General features: G+C 59.4%; 17 protein-coding genes and 2 pseudogenes. 6 read left to right on the plus strand and 13 right to left on the minus strand.

Going from position 1 to position 17,615, the window contains the following annotated elements; translation table 11 throughout:
- The 9 genes and pseudogenes from EAH74_RS31335 to EAH74_RS31375 all read right to left on the minus strand — a co-directional run bounded on the left by EAH74_RS31335 (window position 1) and on the right by EAH74_RS31375 (window position 7,252).
- The gene (locus EAH74_RS31335; protein WP_140684105.1) at window positions 1-1,005 is read right to left on the minus strand and encodes an ArsJ-associated glyceraldehyde-3-phosphate dehydrogenase; all 1,005 of its coding nucleotides are present in this window, start codon (window positions 1,003-1,005) and stop codon (window positions 1-3) included.
- 235 nt (window positions 1,006-1,240) lie between these two features.
- Window positions 1,241-1,936, minus strand: a pseudogene (locus tag EAH74_RS31345) (MBL fold metallo-hydrolase RNA specificity domain-containing protein); the annotation flags it as partial.
- A 26-nt stretch (window positions 1,937-1,962) separates the two neighbouring features.
- Window positions 1,963-2,076: a PAAR domain-containing protein gene (locus EAH74_RS33190; RefSeq protein WP_193560163.1), complete on the minus strand. Its 114-nt coding sequence runs from the start codon at window positions 2,074-2,076 to the stop codon at window positions 1,963-1,965.
- 72 nt (window positions 2,077-2,148) lie between these two features.
- Entirely contained in the window at window positions 2,149-3,480 is a 1,332-nt protein-coding gene (locus tag EAH74_RS31350; RefSeq protein WP_140684107.1) for a dicarboxylate/amino acid:cation symporter, read from the minus strand.
- Between the two features lie 96 nt (window positions 3,481-3,576).
- Entirely contained in the window at window positions 3,577-3,717 is a 141-nt protein-coding gene (locus EAH74_RS33545) for a hypothetical protein (RefSeq protein ID WP_240050595.1), read from the minus strand.
- Between the two features lie 31 nt (window positions 3,718-3,748).
- A complete protein-coding gene (locus EAH74_RS31360) occupies window positions 3,749-4,690 on the minus strand; it encodes a D-2-hydroxyacid dehydrogenase (RefSeq protein WP_140684109.1) in 942 nt (313 codons plus the stop codon).
- On the minus strand, window positions 4,687-5,082 hold the full coding sequence (locus tag EAH74_RS31365) for a VOC family protein (protein WP_140684111.1): 396 nt from the start codon (window positions 5,080-5,082) through the stop codon (window positions 4,687-4,689). The genes EAH74_RS31360 and EAH74_RS31365 overlap by 4 nt, the downstream gene beginning before the upstream one ends.
- Window positions 5,079-6,047, minus strand: a complete 969-nt coding sequence (locus tag EAH74_RS31370; RefSeq protein ID WP_140684113.1) for a hydroxymethylglutaryl-CoA lyase — start codon at window positions 6,045-6,047, stop codon at window positions 5,079-5,081. The genes EAH74_RS31365 and EAH74_RS31370 overlap by 4 nt, the downstream gene beginning before the upstream one ends.
- Before the next feature lie 14 nt (window positions 6,048-6,061).
- Window positions 6,062-7,252, minus strand: a complete 1,191-nt coding sequence (locus EAH74_RS31375; protein WP_140684115.1) for a CaiB/BaiF CoA transferase family protein — start codon at window positions 7,250-7,252, stop codon at window positions 6,062-6,064.
- Between the two features lie 117 nt (window positions 7,253-7,369).
- On the opposite strand from EAH74_RS31375, the gene EAH74_RS31380 reads away from it, so the two are divergent.
- Window positions 7,370-8,272, plus strand: coding sequence for a LysR family transcriptional regulator (locus EAH74_RS31380; protein WP_140684117.1), 903 nt, complete (start codon window positions 7,370-7,372; stop codon window positions 8,270-8,272).
- Between the two features lie 28 nt (window positions 8,273-8,300).
- On the opposite strand, the gene EAH74_RS31385 is transcribed toward EAH74_RS31380, so the two are convergent.
- Window positions 8,301-9,410: an MFS transporter gene (locus tag EAH74_RS31385; protein WP_140684119.1), complete on the minus strand. Its 1,110-nt coding sequence runs from the start codon at window positions 9,408-9,410 to the stop codon at window positions 8,301-8,303.
- 136 nt (window positions 9,411-9,546) lie between these two features.
- Window positions 9,547-10,488 carry a LysR family transcriptional regulator gene (locus tag EAH74_RS31390; protein WP_193560164.1) on the minus strand — a complete coding sequence of 314 codons (942 nt, stop codon included), beginning with the start codon at window positions 10,486-10,488 and terminating at the stop codon, window positions 9,547-9,549.
- 497 nt (window positions 10,489-10,985) lie between these two features.
- Here EAH74_RS31390 and EAH74_RS31395 point away from each other — a divergent pair, with 497 nt between their 5' ends.
- Window positions 10,986-12,362 carry an MFS family transporter gene (locus EAH74_RS31395; protein ID WP_140684121.1) on the plus strand — a complete coding sequence of 459 codons (1,377 nt, stop codon included), beginning with the start codon at window positions 10,986-10,988 and terminating at the stop codon, window positions 12,360-12,362.
- Window positions 12,363-12,409: 47 nt separating this feature from the next.
- On the opposite strand, the pseudogene EAH74_RS31400 reads toward EAH74_RS31395, so the two are convergent.
- A pseudogene (locus EAH74_RS31400) lies at window positions 12,410-13,223 on the minus strand (alpha/beta fold hydrolase).
- A gap of 106 nt (window positions 13,224-13,329) precedes the next feature.
- Window positions 13,330-14,223 (minus strand): LysR family transcriptional regulator, encoded by an 894-nt coding sequence (locus EAH74_RS31405; protein WP_140684123.1) that lies wholly within the window; start codon window positions 14,221-14,223, stop codon window positions 13,330-13,332.
- 105 nt (window positions 14,224-14,328) lie between these two features.
- On the opposite strand from EAH74_RS31405, the gene EAH74_RS31410 reads away from it, so the two are divergent.
- Genes EAH74_RS31410 through EAH74_RS31425 form a run of 4 tightly spaced genes read left to right on the plus strand, consistent with a single transcriptional unit; the run spans window position 14,329 to window position 17,526 of the window.
- On the plus strand, window positions 14,329-14,994 hold the full coding sequence (locus EAH74_RS31410) for an RraA family protein (RefSeq protein WP_140684125.1): 666 nt from the start codon (window positions 14,329-14,331) through the stop codon (window positions 14,992-14,994).
- Window positions 14,994-15,671 carry an RraA family protein gene (locus EAH74_RS31415; protein ID WP_140684127.1) on the plus strand — a complete coding sequence of 226 codons (678 nt, stop codon included), beginning with the start codon at window positions 14,994-14,996 and terminating at the stop codon, window positions 15,669-15,671. Before EAH74_RS31410 ends, EAH74_RS31415 begins: the two co-directional genes overlap by 1 nt.
- On the plus strand, window positions 15,671-16,315 hold the full coding sequence (locus tag EAH74_RS31420; protein WP_140684129.1) for an RraA family protein: 645 nt from the start codon (window positions 15,671-15,673) through the stop codon (window positions 16,313-16,315). Before EAH74_RS31415 ends, EAH74_RS31420 begins: the two co-directional genes overlap by 1 nt.
- A complete protein-coding gene (locus EAH74_RS31425) occupies window positions 16,312-17,526 on the plus strand; it encodes a pyridoxal phosphate-dependent aminotransferase (RefSeq protein ID WP_140684131.1) in 1,215 nt (404 codons plus the stop codon). Before EAH74_RS31420 ends, EAH74_RS31425 begins: the two co-directional genes overlap by 4 nt.
- Window positions 17,527-17,615 lie beyond the last annotated feature (89 nt).

The following is a 17,615-nucleotide window of genomic DNA, read 5'->3' on the forward strand; positions in this document are numbered from 1 at the left end:
TTAGACTGCCAGACCGACCATTCTGGCCAGTTCGACGGTACGGTTGGCGTAGCCCCATTCGTTGTCGTACCAGGCATAGAGTTTGACTTGGCTGCCGTTGATGACCATGGTCGACAGCGCATCGATGATCGATGAGCGAGGGTCGGTACGGTAGTCGATGGACACCAGCGGGCGCTCCTCGAAGCCGAGGATGTCTTTCAGCTCATGCTCGGAAGCGTCCTTAAGGAGTTGATTCACCTCTTCGACAGTGGTGGCCCGCTCGACCTCGAAGACACAGTCTGTCAGCGAAGCGTTCGCGAGCGGTACGCGTACGGCGTGACCATTCAGGCGCCCACGCAGCTCTGGGAAGATTTCGGCAATGGCGGTGGCCGAGCCGGTGCTCGTCGGAATCAAACTCATCCCGGATGCACGCGCACGACGCAGATCCTTGTGCGGCTGATCGAGGATGCTTTGGGTGTTGGTCAGGTCGTGGATGGTGGTGATCGAGCCGTGACGAATGCCCAGCTTTTCGTGGATCACTTTGACTACTGGAGCGAGGCAATTGGTGGTGCATGATGCCGCCGTGACGATGCGATGTTCAGCCGGTTTGAACAGCTGATGATTGACGCCCATGACGATGTTGAGCGCGCCTTTTTCCTTCACCGGGGCGCTGACCACCACTCGCTTCACACCTTGGTCGAGGTAAGCCTGAAGTACCGCGACGGTCTTCATCTTACCGCTGGCTTCAATCACCAGATCGCAGCCCGACCAATCGGTATCAGCAATCGCCTTGTTGGCCGTCACCTTGATTCGTTTGCCATCGATGACGATGCTGTCGCCCTCGGAGTCGGCCTGGTAATTCCAACGACCATGCACCGAGTCAAAGTTCAGCAGGTGTGCATGAGTCGCCGCATCCCCTGCTGGATCATTGATCTGCACGAATTCGAACTCTGGCCAGCTCCAGGCTGCTCGCAGAGCGAGGCGACCGATCCGACCAAAACCATTGATGCCAACTTTGATTGTCATGTTGTTGTGCTCTGTATCTGTTGTCAGTGGGAGTTCGACTGGGTGTCGAACTGGCCAATGTACTCGATATGGGCAGGATGCTGAATGCCACACCGCTTTCGATCAACAGCTGAGCGGCAACCAAACCCATTTGGCGATTGAACTGTGCCAGGGGCAGTACGTGCTTCCACCGACCTCACTTGTGGATTCCGAGGGGCGCAAGCCGATGAGGGAACTCTCATCAGCGTAGTGAAGTTCAAGTCTGATCAACGCGGGTTAGTTCAACGCTATCGCGATACTCCGGCACCGACACCGACCAGCCTAATTCCAGGCTGATACGTCGACGCAGCACATCCGACGCATTGGGTTCTCCGTGTACCACATAGGTGTGTTTCGGCGGCCGCTTGAACCCGCGCAACCACTGAATGATTTCATCGGCATCAGCGTGTGCGGACAAGGTTTCCATCGGCACCACTTCGGCCCGAATCGGCACGTCTTTACCGTGGATACGCACCGATGGGGCACCGGCGATAATCTGCGCACCACGAGTGCCTCCTGCCTGGAAGCCCGGTACCAGCAGTGTATTCAAAGGATTGGGCGCCAGCGCTTTGAGGTGATGAAGCACCCGTCCGCCAGTCGCCATCCCGCTGGCGGCGATGATCACCGCCGGGGTACGTTGCTGATCCAGCTCGATTGAGTCTCGGGTCGAACGCACAAAGTGCGTGCCCTGGCACATGCCTTCGCATTCCTCCAGCGACAACCAGTGTTCACTGCGAAAGCGCTGGTACAGGCGCGTGACATCTGTCGCCATGGGGCTGTTGAGGTAGATCGGCAAGTCGGGAATGGCCCCTTTTTGTTTCAGCCGATACAAGTGATACATCAACAACTGCGCGCGCCCTACCGCGAATGAAGGCACCAGGATAATGCCATGGCGTAGCGCGGTGCGGGTGATGGAGAGTTATCCAAATGAGTGGGGAATTAGCTGGCGATCAGGTTGGCACCCCAAGCGGTTTTCATGCCATGCAGTGCATTGGGGGTTCCATCGACGGTGTAGGTGCTACTGCCCTCGGCGATGGGAAAGATCCAAACCATCCGATTTAGAAACCCAAAACCACTCAGCTTTCGTGGACTGAGCAGTCTTGGGGCTGTCTTGCGACAACTCGTTCAGGGCTGTGCTTCTAACTCACGGGCACACCCCTTGTGCAATTCGGCCGCTAGCTTCTCTTCGTCCAGCGCCCCTTCCCACTTGGCAATGAACAGGGTGGCGACACCGTTGCCGATGACATTGATCAACGCCCCGCCCTCGGAAATAAACCGGTAGACCCCAAGCACCAGCACCAGCCCCGCCGCCGGAATCACATCCAGGCTGCCGAGGGTCGCCGCGAGGGTAATGAATGCACCGCCGGTGACACTGGCCGCGCCTTTGGAGGTCAGCAGCAGAATCAACAACAAGGTGACCTGGTGCCACAGGTCGAGGGGGATATCCAGCGCCTGCGCGATGAAAATCGCCAGTACCGTCATGTTGATGCAGCTGCCATCGAGGTTGAAACAGTAACCCGAAGGCACCACCAGCCCCACCACCGACTTCTCGCATCCCAGGCGCTCAAGCTTGCCCATCAACCGAGGCAAAGCCGACTCCGAAGATGAGGTACCCAATACCAGAAACAGCTCATCGCGGATGTACTTGAGAAACTGCCACAGGCTGAAACCGGCCAGGCGCGCGACCAGGTTGAGAATCACGAACACAAAAAACAGCGCCGTGACGTAGTAGCAAATCAGCAAGTTGCCATACGCCCCCAACGAGCCCACGCCGTACTTGCCGATGGTAAAGGCCATGCCCCCGAAGGCCCCGAGCGGCGAGACATACATTACGATCTTGACCATCCGGAAAAACGCCTGGGCCACCAGGTCGATCAAGTTCAGCAACGGTTTGCCGGCGGCACCGAGCATCTGCAAGGCGAAGGCAAACAGGATGGAAATGAACAGCACCTGAAGGATATCGCCCTCGGCAAAGGCGCCAAACACGGTACTGGGCACGATATGGGTGAGAAAACCCACCACACTCTGTTCATGGGCCAGCTTGCTGTAACTGTCGATGGCATGGCCGTCGAGGGTCGCCGGGTTGATGTGCATCCCCGTACCCGGCTGCATCAGGTTGACCCCGACCAGCCCGATCACCAGCGCCAGAGTAGTCAGCACTTCGAAGTACAGCAGCGACTTGAAGCCGACCCGGCCGATGCGCTTGAGGCTCTGCATACTGGCAATGCCACTGACCACGGTGCAGAAGATGATCGGGGCAATCAGCATCTTGATCAGCTTGATGAACGTATCGCCCAGAGGCTTCATTTCCTCGCCGAGGCTGGGGTAGAAATGGCCGAAGATGATGCCCAGCACAATCGCCAGTAGCACCTGCACATACAGATGGCGGAACACGCGGCGCAGTCGAGATTGGCTCGGTGGTTTTTCGGCAATCGAGGGTGTAATTGTTGTTGTCATGATGGTTTCCTCGCAGGCGTGATGCGTTTCCCCAGGCAGCCGATCGCCCTACCGGTGCGCGATCGATCGCCAGGGAAAGATTGTTCAGGGGGATGGTTACTTCCGGATGTACTCGGAAATCTCGATCAGGTTGAGATCGGGATCACGCAGGTACACCGAGCGAATGGGCCCCGGGGGAAACGCGGCAATGAACAACGAGACAAGCTGACGGACCGGTTTGATTGTTATTGTTTTCATGAGTGGACCTTCTTGTTGGGTGCTGAAGCATTTACGACACGACGTTGATCAAGTTCCCCGAGTGGTAGCCCTGCAGGTTGCCAAGGATGCCGTCGGCCAGCCGTTGCAGGCTGCTCTGGCTGGCCCAGGCCACATGGGGAGTGACGATCAGGTTGGCATGGCGGCTGTTGAGTAAGGGGTGGTCGGCCGGAGGTGGTTCCTGGCACAACACATCGAGCGCCGCGCCACCGAGGTGGCCGCTGTCCAGTGCATCGAGCACTGCGGCCTCATCTACCAACGGTCCGCGAGCGGTATTGATCAGCAAGGCGCCGGGTTTCATCTGTGCCAGTTCCGGGGCCCCGATCAGGTGTCGGGTATGCTCGGTCAGCGGACAGTGCAGAGAAATCACGTCGCTTTGCGCCAACACCGTTTCAAAGGCCTGGTAACCCTTGCGCACCGGGACCACGCCACGGTGTTCGGCAAAGAGCAACTGCATGCCCAGGGCGCTCGCCAGACGCGCCGTGGCCAGGCCGATACCGCCCCGGCCGACGATGCCCAGCACGCTGCCCTGAACATCCTGAATCGGCGTGCGATGCACGCAAAAATGCTGTGAGTCCGGCCAGTCCCGCAGCGCGGCAGCCTGATAGACGAACAACTGTCGACGCAGGGCGAAGATTGACGCGATCACCGACTCGGCGACGCTTTGCGCCGAGTAGGCCGGGACGTTACACACCGTCAGGGCAAAATCGCGGCAGGCCGCCAGATCGATGCAGTCGTAACCGGTGGCGGCAACGCAGATGAATCGCAGGTTCGGCAGTTGCTCAAGTTCGGCCCGGCCAATGCGTACCTTGTTGGTGATCACGGCATCGGCATCCCGGGCGGCGTCCACCACTTGGTCCGGCGTCGTGTCGGGGCGGTCCTGCCAGTCCGTGACCCAGGCCGGGCGAGCAATGCTCACGGGCAGGCTGTCGCTGTCGAGAAACACTACGTTCATGCTGCACGCTCCGGCAGGACGGGTTCGGAAATCTCGATCAGGTTCAGGTCCGGATCACGTACATACACCGAACGGATCGGCCCGGCTGCACCGGTGCGCAACACCGGGCCTTCGATGATTGGCCAGTCGGCACGGGCCAGGTGGGCAATCACTTGATCCAGGGGGAACGAGGCGATAAAGCACAGGTCCAGCGCTCCCGGCACCGGTAAGTGCGCCTTGGGTTCGAACTCGTGGCCACGCACGTGCAGGTTGATTTTCTGCTGACCGAAAGCGAACGCCTTGCGCCCACCGGCGAAGGTTTGTACCTGCATGCCCATGACCCGCACGTAAAAATCCTCGGCAGCCACAGGGTCGATGGTGGTCAGCACCAAATGGTCGAGATGATTGATCATGGGTGCAGCGCCTGGGTGCGGGCCGACGGCACCTGTTTTTCCAGGCTGGCGACATGGGCGGGTATCGGGTGCAGGTCCAGGCGTTTACCGGCCTTGAGGATCTGGCTGGGAATCTCGTGGCCGATCAGACCCGGCAACTGCGCGGCGACCGCCAGCACTCGATCCAGATCAACCCCGGTGTTGAAACCCATCAACTGCAGCATGTGCAACAGGTCTTCGGTGCACACATTGCCGCTGGCCCCCGGCGCATAAGGGCAACCGCCCAGGCCGCCAAGAGACGAATCGAAACGATCGACCCCGGCCTCGATGGCCGCCAGCGCATTGGCCAGGGCCATGCCGCGGGTATTGTGGAAATGCAGGGTCAGTTGCAGCGCCGGAAAACGCTCACGGACTGCCCGGGACAGCGCCTCGACCTGGCTCGGGTACGCCATGCCAGTGGTGTCGCACAGCGTCACGCCGCGAGCACCCAGGCCGGCAAAGCGCTCGACCCAGTGCAACACCTCCCCCACCGGCACATCGCCCTGCATCGGGCAACCGAACACCGTCGACAACGACACATTGATCGCCACCGGCCCCTGACCGATGACGCTGACCACTTCGCTGAGCTGGGCAAACGACTGCTCGCGGCTCATCCGCAGATTGGAACGGTTGTGCGGTTCGCTGACCGACATCACCAGGTTGGCTTCGTCGATGTTGCACGCCAGCGCCCGTTCGGCGCCGCGCACATTAGGCACCAGCACGGTGTATTCCCCCGCCGGGTTGCGCCGGATGCCCTGCATCACCGCCTCGGCGTCCCGCAGCGCAGTAATGGCCTTGGGCGATGTGAACGAGGTGACCTCGATCTTGGCGAAACCACATTGGCTGAGGGCGTCGATCATGGCGATCTTGTCGACGGTTTCGATAAAACGCGCTTCATTCTGGAAACCGTCACGGGTGGCGACCTCCTGCAAGAAAAGACGTTGCATGTTCATTCTCCGGTTCAAATGATGCCGCGTTGGCGCCAGTCGGCTTGCTGCGCAGCATCGATACCGAGCTCACCAAGAATCTCGGCGGTATGCTGGCCAAGGGTCGGCGCCGAGCGACTCACGCTGCCAGGCGTGGTGCCAAGCTTGGGGACGATGCCGGGCAAGGTCACGGGCGTGCCATCGTCCAACAGGCTGTCGAGCAACATGTCGCGCGCTCGGTAATGCGGGTCCTGGGCAATGTCGGCGGCGTTGTAAATCTTGCCGGCCGGAATGCGCGCCTCGGTCAGGATCGACAAGACTTCGTCGAGGCTCAGCCGCGCGGTCCATTCAGAGATGGCGGCATCGATGCGTTCAACCTGCAACACTCGGCCGTGGTTCTGCGCAAGATCGGGATCGGCCCCCAGATCACGGCGACCAATCACTTCCATCAGGCGCTGATAGATGCTGTCGCCATTGCCGGCGATCAAGGCAAAACCACCGTCACGGCAGCGATAGGCATTGGTCGGCGCGATCCCCGGCAAACTGCTGCCGGCGGGCTCTCGAACGACGTTGAACACCGAGTATTCGGGCAGCAAGCTTTCCATCATGTTGAACACCGACTCGTACAGCGCCACGTCGATCTGCTGGCCGTCTCCACCGTTTTGCTCGCGATGACGCAGGGCAAGCAAAATGCCGATCACACCGTGCAAGGCCGATAACGAGTCGCCAATGGAAACGCCCACCCTGACCGGCGTGCGCCCTGGCTCGCCGGAAAGATGCCGCAGCCCGCCCATCGCTTCACCGATCACGCCAAATCCGGGACGGTCACGGTAGGGCCCGGTCTGGCCGTAGCCGGAGACCCGGAGCATGATCAGTTTTGGATTCAGGGCGTGCAGCGTGTCCCAGCCGAGCTCCCAGCTTTCCAGGGTCCCTGGGCGAAAATTCTCGATCAGCACATCCGCGTCGGCCAGCAACTGGCGTACGACCTGCTGGGCTTCACTCTGGCGTAAATCGAGGGTTAGCGAGCGTTTGTTACGAGATTGCGCGGCCCACCAGACGGAAGTACCGTCGTGCAGCAAGCGCCATTTGCGCAATGGGTCACCGGTGACCGGCGGTTCGATCTTGATCACGTCGGCGCCAAATTCACCGAGCATTTTCGCCGCAAATGGCCCGGCAATCAGTTGACCGAGCTCCACGACCTTGACACCTTGCAGAGGTAACCTCATGACGTTTCCCGTTCTTGTTGAGTACTTGTGGCATGGATCATCGACACAAATTCGGCAGATGAAAATTTCATATTTCGCCACTACTCTTTCCAAAATGGAAAACCTTGGATCCCCTTGATGATTAATCCCCTGCATTTCGATCTGCTGTCCTTACGCCTGCTGATCTTCGCCGCCGAATCCGGCAACCTGACCCGTGCCGCCGAAAAGGCCAACATGACGGTCTCGGCGGCCAGCAAACGTCTGGCCGAGCTGGAGCGAACGACCCAGTGCCCACTGTTCGTGCGCTTGCCAAGGGGGCTCGAATTGACCGCGGCGGGACAAGGGATCGTTGAACACGCCAGAACGATTCTGGAAGGCGTGAACCGGATGGCGTGCGACGCCAGTGATTACGCGGTCGGTGTGCGCGGGCATGTGCGGTTGTTCGCCAACACGTCCGCCGTCGTCCAGTTCCTGCCGGATGACCTCGCGTCGTTCCTGCGGGCAAACCCGAACGTGCGTATCGGACTGGAAGAAGCACTCAGTGAACCGATTATTCAAGCCGTGGAAAACGGGCGTGCCGACATCGGCATTTTTGCCGATAACGTACCGGCTGAGGGTCTGTACAAACTGCCCTACCGTGATGACCGACTCGTGCTACTTGTGCCCGTCGGCCATGAACTGGCCAATGAACGCCGCGTTTCCTTTGCCGATACGCTTGGCTTTGATTATGTGGGGCTCAACCAAGGCAGCTCGTTGCTGCGCAGAATCACCGATGCCGCCGTCAGTGCGGGCAAGATCCTCAAAGTCCGGATCCAGGTCAGCAGCTTCGACGGCATCTGTCGCATGATCGAAGCAGGCTTGGGTATCGGGATTTTGCCGCTGTCATCCGTGCGTGCCGAACTGCTCGGTACCCGCCTGATGGCTGTCGACTTGAGTGATGACTGGGCTCATCGCACCTTGTTCGTAGGGGTTGCGAGTCAAACGCAACTTGCGCCGGAGGCGGCCAAGTTGTTTGAGTATCTGAGCAGCGTGCATGGCTGACCCTGTCGCTGGTTCAGCGCTGTTCTTTTCACACCAGCCGAATGAGCAGCATGACCAAAAGCACATTCAATACGGCCAGCGAACTCAGGCCCGCAAGCACACCGCCAGCCCCCCAGGTCTGTAAAAGGTAACCGCCCGCGAGAGGGGTCAAGGCCTGGCCGATGAGCGAAGGCCGAGCCATGCGCCCCATCAGCAAAACATAATGGGTGGGCGACATCAGGGCCAGCGGCAGTAGTCCTCGAACGATCGCCCGCAAACCATTACCCGCGCCGTAGATCACCAGCCCCAGCGCGGTCATTGCCGGCGCGATGGTCACCAACAGCAGACCGATTGCCACGAATACCACGGAGATCAACGTCGTCCAGATCGGGTGTCGCTTTCGCGAAAACACCTGTAGAACACGTGAACCTACCTGGCTCGGCCCCAGTAAAGCGCTCAGCCCGATGGCGGCTGCAAGCGAGTAGCCCTGCCCCTGCAACAATGAAATCAGCTGGACAGACATCGCCGTCATGATCACTGCACCCAGCGCAAAAATCAGCGTGAGCAGCAGGTAGATCCGCCGATCGATTGAGAGGCTTTCATCACTCATGGCATGGCTTTTTGCGAGTGGCTCCGCGCCCCGCGCCAGCACCCAGAGATAAAGCGGTGCCACGGCAATGACCAATAACACCCCATAAGCCACGCACGTCATGCGCCAGCCAACGTGCTCGATGACCAGCGCAACCGCAGGCCACGACAGTGTTGTCGCAAACCCTGAAATAAGCGTGATCCCGGTTATCGCACTGCCCGCCCGCTCCCCGTACAGAGAACCCAAAGCGGCGAATAGTGCTTCATACAGCCCCAGCGCCATACCGACGCCAATCACTGCCCAAGACAAAAGAAACATCGACAACGAGGTCGAACTGGCCATCAGAAACAACCCGATGGCGACGCCCAGGCCGCTACTGGCCAGGATGGGGCGGCCGCCGTAGCGGGCGATAAGCCGGCTGGTCAATGGCGCCAGCACCGCGGAAACCAGAATGCTCAGCGACAGCGCGCCATACACCCATTGGCTGGCCCAACCGGTCTCTCTCATGATCGGATCGGCCATGACGGCCATGAGGAAGAACGAACCTCCCCAGACCAGAACTTGCAGCATCCCCAATATAAAAATGCCGAATACGCCAGGCAGTCGCGTTTGATGGTTCAAGGCAATGTCATCAGTGGTGAGAAAAGGCGGATGGGCGGCTAGTGCACAGGGGCGGGGCACACGGGCTAACAGATAGGCCGTTGGCTCAAAGCATGTGTCCGGCCCAGATCTTGCGATTAACCAGATCAGCGGCAATCTCGATGAACGCATCACCGACAAATTTAGCGGCCGGACTGACACGCCTGTCGGCAGGAAAAACCTGAACCAGTTTGCGCATGGGAACGGGGTCGACCAAGGGTGCGGCACTGAGCACGCCAGCTTCGATTTGCGCGTAAATCGATGCCAAAGGCAAAGCGGTCAAACCGAAGCCATTGCAGACCAAGGCAATCATCGCGCCGAAGGAGTCGGCTTCAACGCTGGTCTTGAGCTTGATCCCGACTTCACGCGCACAATCATCCAGAATCACGCGAAGGCTATGTCGAGCGCTTGGCAATACCAATTGCTGCTCAGCCAAAGACTCGAATGACACCGGCGTATCAAGACGCAAGTTGGCGCTGGCGGGGCCGACCAACAGCAGATTTTCCATCATCACCGGCACGATACGCAGCGTATGCAGGGGTTGGGGATCGTAAGAAATCGCCAGTTCCAATTCGCCACGCTGAACCCAATCCAGCAGATATCCGCTGAAGGCCGAGGAAAACCTGACAGCAAGATTCGGATGCGCTTCTTTGATCTTGCGCACCAGTGGGACGGTGACAATTTCCGCTACCGTCGGCGTTGTACCGATGACGACCGTTCCCCGAAAGGAAGTCTTCCCGCCCACTACCGAACTTCGAATGGACTCCATTTCTTCCATGATTCGGGTGGCATGCGCCAGCACTTCGCGGCCGGCATCGGTAATCTCCATGCCTCGCCCATGTCGATCAAACAGGTAGGTGCCAAGCTCTTTTTCCAACAATCGAATTTGTCGGCTAAGTGCCGGTTGTGCGATGTGTAGCCGGTCGGAGGCCTTACTGAGACTGCCCAGCTCGGCCACATGAATCAGGGTTTTGAGTTGAACGACATCCATTACCAGGCCAGTCAGCATCGGGCTCGGCGCGATATGCGTCGAAAGTGCTGTGAGTGTAATCGCATTTGCGCACCTTGGAATGCCCCGCAAACCGCGCGTCGCGAGGCCTGAAGACTTTCGCGCCGGCTGTAGGCCCCGGCCCGCCGGGGCTGCACGCCAAGCTATAGAATTTAGGTATATCAGTTAGGCCCGCCTGACGGCTTATTACCCTCCTGACTCTGCGGTAGCGTGCAATCAACGTCGGCGCCAAAGAGCGCTCGACTCACTACAAGAATAAGATTCGAGGGCTCGCGCCATGATGTTCAATGCTTCGTCTTACCTGACCTGTCCGATGTTCCCGGGCCACGTACAACTTGCCACGCTCGTGCATCCTCCCTCCCCCTCCCCTTCAGAAAACCCGGCCGTGATCGGGTTCACACCTCTTCGTTAAGCCCAACAACCCATCGAGCCATTCACGTCGGACACGCATCAGCGTGCTCCTCGTGTCGCCTCGCCTTGAAGAAAGGGTGAATAACATGTCCGCATCAATCACAGACGCCAAAGACCACGTGGCCGAAGTCGCTCCGATGGGAGCGCCGAACCGAGTCAAAGCCATCATGGGTGCCTGTTCGGGCAATCTGGTGGAGTGGTACGACTTTTTCATTTACGCCTACACCGCCATCTACTTTGCCGCTTCGTTTTTCCCCAAGGGGGACACTACTAGCCAGCTACTGGCGACCGCAGGCGTCTTCGCCGTCGGCTTTTTCATGCGCCCGCTCGGCGGCTGGATATTCGGCTGGATCGCTGACACTCGCGGCCGCAAGGTCTCGATGATTATCTCGGTGTTCATGATGTGCGCCGGCTCGCTGCTGATCGCCGTCATGCCCACCTACGCAACCATAGGGGTCGCGGCACCGATTCTGCTCGTGGTTGCCAGGCTGATTCAGGGCCTGTCCGTCGGTGCGGAATACGGCACCGGCGCAACCTACATCAGCGAAATCGCGACACCGGGCCGTCGCTGTTTCTATGGATCGTTTCAGTACTTCACCATCATTGCCGGTCAACTGTTGGCTTTGATGACCGTGGTCATTCTCCAGCAAACCCTGACGGGTGATGAGTTGCGCGAATGGGGCTGGAGGATTCCGTTCTTCATCGGCGCCTTGAGTTCGATCGTGGTGGTGTATCTGCGGCGCGCCATGCATGAAACCGCCACCAAGAAAGACATGAACCGCAAAGACGCCGGCTCTCTGCGCGGTATGTTCAAACACAAGCGGGCCGTTGCCCTGGTGGTGGCGTTCACCATCGGCGGTTCGCTGTATTTCTATACCTTCACCACCTACATGCAGAAGTTTCTGGTGATCTCCGCCGGTTTCAGCCCGGAAACGGTCAGCTTCATCATGACGGCGGCCCTGGTCGGCTTCATGCTCTGCCAGCCACTGTTTGGCTTGCTCGCTGACCGTATCGGGATCAAGACGCACATGCTGATGTTTTCCGGGTTGGCCATGGTGCTGGTGATCCCCCTGCTCTACTCGCTGCAGTCGGTCAGCAACCCGTTTACGGCATTCCTGCTGGTGTTTGGCGGCCTGGTCATTGCGTCGCTCTACACCCCGGTTGCCGGTATTGTCAAAGCTGAACTGTTCCCGCCTGCGGTGCGTGCGCTGGGCGTGGGCTTTCCGTACGCCGTCGGCAACGCGGCATTCGGTGGCACTGCCGAGTACGTGGCCTTGTCACTCCGATCACAAGGCATCGAGGAGTACTTTTTCTTCTACGTCGCGGCGGTAGTGACCATCACCTTCATCGCTGCGATGTTGATGCCGAACCTGTCTCGCTATGGGTACATCAGCGGTTCCGGTGAGATCGAAGAGCGCACCGGGCTCAAGGGTTGTTCAAAACCGAGCGCTGCCAGAGTCTGACCATTACAACGGCACGATTAAGAAGGGCCCGTTGGGCCCTTTTTGCATCATTGCGCAGTGCTTTTCTGAAAGTCGGCGATTTGCAGCCACATCACAATCGGGTTGGAGTACATCGGGAAGTGCCCGCACGTAGGAATTTGCGCCAACCGCACACCTTCGGCCTGAATATGCGGCAGATAGGACAGTGACGCGTTCTGCTCGCCGTACATGAACATGCGCGGGCATTTCAATCCGAGGAACTTGCCCATCAAGTCGGCGTTATCGGAGAGATCGACCATCGACTGGAATATCCCTCGCACCGCACCGGCACGCACCTTGTGCTTCAAACTCGCGGCATAGAGAGCACTGGCATAGGCTGGCGCATGCCGCGTGCGCTCTATGAAGGCGGCAAAAAATGCTTCGCCATCCGCGGCAGGATAGTCGACCACCTAACGACTGAGGAAGCAGTCTTCCGGGGCGATATTGCCCTCGATATCGACGAAGCTGAGCACTCTGTTCGGGAACTGATAAGCGAGCACCAATGCGGTCAGTCCGCCCATGGAGTGACCGACCAAATGAAAGCGCTCAATGCCAAAGTGCTCGAGCACCTGCAGTGCCGTCCTCATCAAAAATTCAATGGAGATTTTGGAAAGGTCACTGCACTGGCTTTCCCCGCAACCTGGCGCATCGTAGGCGACGAAAGGATGCCCGGCGAATGCGGCTCGCTGCACGATGTCGGCATAGTCTTCCTGGTCGAGCCAAAACCATGCAAGAACACGATGGGCGCCAGGGTTCCAGCGCGGTGAATGGCGGGATGTCCAGTTGGACACCCTCCACTATTAGAGGGAGTTGCGTTTGAATGAAGGGCTCTTGCGAGGACACGAGGGTGACTCCTTGAACGAATGGATTGCCGCATGGCGCACAATTTCAAGGGTATCGCGCCTACTGTAAATGACTGATTGGGGAGCGCTTTGATACGTCAAACCTATCAGGACTGGGTTCGAAACCGAGCGACCAACTCTTCCACCAGCGGATTGGCCCTGTCCGTATTCCAGGCCACGGCGGTAGTCACGACATTCAGTGGTTTGCTCAGCGGTCGTAACACCACATTATCGGGTGCGAGTTTTTTCAGTGAGGCTGGGACCAGGGCGATGCCTTGCCCATAGCTGACAAACGCGATTTGGGAAGCCACAGAGCGCACTTCATGCAGCACTCGAGGGGAAAAGCCGCTTGCCCGACAGGTCGCGATCAGGTTGTCGAAGTAGACCGGGCTGACCTTTCGGGAAAACATCACCAAGGACTCGTTGGACAAACTGGACAGGCTGATTCGCTTGCGCGAAGCCAGCGGATGATCAATGGGCAAGGCCACGACCAGCCGATCCTCGGTTAACGGTAACGACTTGATCGAGGTCCCGAGGTCACCGTCCAGCCGGGCGAAAGCCAGGTCGATGTCTCCGGCCTCTAGCGCAGGAACCGCTTCGACGCTGTCGATCTCCCGTACAGAAACAGTGAGATGCGGGTAATCGCTCTTCAGTTGCTCGATCAAGCGCGGCAACACATCAAACATGGCCGTGGAAATTGCGCCAATGGTCAACATCCCTGACTGCCCCGCCACCGCCTCTTCCACCGCCAGCTCCAGGCGCTCCAGTTGCTCGGCGAATTTGCGCACCGCTGGCAGGATCGCCGCACCGACTGGGGTCAGTTTCGCCCCGCGTCGCGAACGGTCGAACAGTTTGACCTTGAGCGCCTGCTCCAGCACCTGGATCTGCTCGCTCAGGGGTGGCTGGGACATTCCCAGGCGCTTGGCGGCGCGACCAAAATTCTGTTCTTCGGCGACCGCCAGGAACAACCAGAGGTGACGAATCAGGCGGAAATTGATCATGATCATTCCATAGGTTTAACGTATCTAATGTTTCTGTGATTAGTAATATACCTATCAAACTGCCTCGTTGACACTGGGCGCCTCCGTCACCACAGGGGCTCTCCCATGACTAACAAGAGTTTGCTGGATCGCTTGGAGGCGTTGGACACCAACACGGTGTCCGATGCGCTCGATTTCCTCGGCCTGCCGGGTGCCACCGTGGGGCTGCGCCCGCTGTGGAACTGCCCGAAAATCGTCGGCCGCGCCAGTACGGTCCTGCTCGCCCCAAAATTCGACAGCGCACCCACGGTGCACCTGATCACGCCAGTGATTGAACAGATTGCCAGCAACGATCGTGTGTTGGTGATCGCCGGCGGTATCGAAGGTATTTCCTGCTGGGGCGATATCCTCGCCAACGCCGCGACCGGCAAGCAGGTACGCGGCACAGTGATCGACGGTTTCAGCCGCGACATCGACGGTAGCGAAGCGATTGGCTACCCGGTCTACGGCCGCGGCGTGACGATGATCAGCGCGCGCAATCGGGTAGTGCAGATCGATGCAGGCGTAACGATCGCCGTGGCCGGTGTCGACGTCCGTGAGGATGACTATTTGATCGCCGATACCTGCGGGACGGTGTTTATACCCCAGGCTGAAATCGAGAAGGTACTCGACCTCGGCGAGCGGATCGCCCGCCGTCAGGACGGCATGGTGGAAGCTGTTCGCAGCGGTCGCTCGGTGGCCGAGGTGATGCATGACACCCAGTTCGAAGCGATCCGCGTGGAGCACGCCTGATGAATCTTGAAGACAAAGCTCTTGAAAACAAAGCACTGGTCGCCTTGTTTGAAGGTCTGGACACCTCTGGTGTGTCCGATGCAATGGACAAACTCGGGCTGCCCGGCCAATGCCTCGGCGTGGCGCCACTGGACAATTACAGCCAGGTCGTCGTCGGACCTGCGTTCACCGTGCAGTACGTCTCGGCCAGCGTTCCTCCTGGCACCGTGGGTGATTTCATCGAAGACGTAGCGCCGGGCGACGTGGTGGTTATCGACAACGGCGGCCGCACCGACTGCACCGTATGGGGCGACATCATGACCCAATACGCCGGCACTCGGCAGATCGCCGCCACCGTCATCGATGGCGTATGCAGGGATGTCAACAAAGCACTGGGCGACGGTTACCCGATCTTCAGCAAGGGCCGCTTCATGCGCACCGGCAAAGACCGCGTGCAAGTTCAATCGGTCAACCAGCCGGTGTCCATCGGCACGGCGCGGGTCTGCTCCCGCGACATCGTCGTCGCCGACGCCAACGGTGTGGTGATCGTCCCACGAGCCCGCGCCCGTGAAGTCGCGACGGTTGCCCGTCAGATCGAATCGGTCGAAGCCGACATTCGCGCCCGGATCGCTCAAGGCAAATCCCTAAAAGAAGCCCGGGCCGCATTGGGCTACCACAGCCTGCAGAGGAAAGTCTGATGAGCCAGTCCACACTCCCACTCCCCCTAAACTTCCCAGAGCGGGCAAAAGTACTTGGCAGCTCGACATTGTATGAGGCTTCCCATCTGCCTTGCGCCGTCGACAGTGCCATCCGCCCGATGTGGGACGGTGCATTTATCGCTGGCCCCGCTTACCCCCTGGAGTGCGCGCCGGGCGACAATTTGGCTCTGCACCTGGCCATGGAGCGTGTGCCGCGTGGCAGCGTGCTGGTCGTGGGTACGGGAAGCTTCATTGCCGGTTACTGGGGCGAGGTGCTCACCGTGGCGGCCGAAGCGGCGGGCGTCGTCGGCCTGGTCATCGATGGCGGCGTACGCGATATCGCCGCCATGAAGAAACGTCAGTTCCCGGTATTTGCCCGTGGCATCTCGGTAAAAGGCACCGTCAAGGCCAGTGCACCCTCGGTGGGTCAACCATTCAATTTCAACGGTGCTTTCGTGGCCCCGGGCGATCTGGTGGTGGCCGACGACGACGGTGTGATCATCATTCCCAAAGCCGATGCGGCACGTACCCTGGCCGAAGGCGAAGCACGCGCGAACAAAGAAGCGCAGATGATGCAGGCGTTGACCGAAGGCCGCTCGACCCTGGAACTGATGAACCTGACTGAGTGGAGAACCCGCGCATGAGCACCGATATCCAACGGCTCAACCAGCACCTGGCCAGCGCGCAGCCTTCCGCGACCTACCGAATCATGGACCGTGTGGCTGAACGCCGGGCGCAAGGCGCGAAGATTATTTCGCTGTGCGCAGGCGAGCCTGATTTCGATACCCCCAAACATGTACGTGAGGCTGCAATTCACGCCATTGAGCATGGCCACACCCGCTACACCCAGGTCGCCGGCGTACGTTCACTGCGAGAAGCGGTGGCCGCCAAGTTCCGCCGTGAGAACGGCCTGGACGTTACCTGGCAAGACACCCTTGTCTGCAACGGTGGCAAGCAGGTGATCTACAACGCCCTGGCCGCGACCCTCAATGAAGGTAACGAAGTCATCGTGCCGGCGCCGTACTGGGTCAGTTACCCGGAGATGGTTCAATTGTGCGGTGGTGAAGCCCGAATCGTTACCTGCGATGCCGACACCGGTTTCAAGCTGACGCCCTCGGCGCTGGCCGCAGCGATCACCCCACAGACCCGATGGTTGATCCTCAACTCGCCGTCCAACCCGACGGGGGCGGTGTACAGCCGGGATGAGCTTCACGCCTTGGCGCAGGTGTTGTTGGCACATCCTCATGTGTTGATTCTGGCCGATGACATCTACGAGCATCTGATTTTCGACGATCAAGCGTTCTACACCCTGGCCCAGATTGAACCACGACTGGCACCGCGCACCCTGACCATGAACGGGGTGTCCAAGGCCTATGCCATGACCGGCTGGCGCATCGGTTTTGCCACAGGGCCGCGCTGGTTGCTGGACGCCATGGAGAAGCTGCAAGGTCAGCAAACCTCTGGCGCCAGTTCGATTTCGCAGCAAGCCGCACTCGCCGCGCTGGAGGGGCCCAAGGACTTCATCCGCGAAAGCCGCGCCGCGTTCCAGGGGCGTCGCAATTTGATGGTGGAGCTTTTGAACACCACACCGGGTCTTGAATGCGTCAGCCCTGCGGGGGCGTTTTACGCGTTTGCCTCCTGTGCCGGGCTGATCGGTCGTACCTCGCCTGGAGGTCGAGTGCTCCAAACTGACGAAGATGTTGCCCACGCGCTGCTCGACGAAGCGAATGTGGCCGTGGTGCATGGCAGCGCTTTTGGCCTTGGCCCCTACATTCGCATTGCCTACGCCCTGGATGACGTTTCATTGCGCAAGGCCTGCGAGGCCATCCGCTCGTTCTGTACCAGCCTGCGTTAATCCGTCGCTGAAAAATCAACCCGGCCAAGGCCGGGTTTTGCTGTTTATTAGCGGCGTTAACTCGATGCTTCTGGTAAATAATGGAACAC

The sequence above is a fragment of the Pseudomonas mandelii genome (assembly GCF_006438925.1).
GTDB lineage: Bacteria > Pseudomonadota > Gammaproteobacteria > Pseudomonadales > Pseudomonadaceae > Aquipseudomonas > Aquipseudomonas mandelii_C.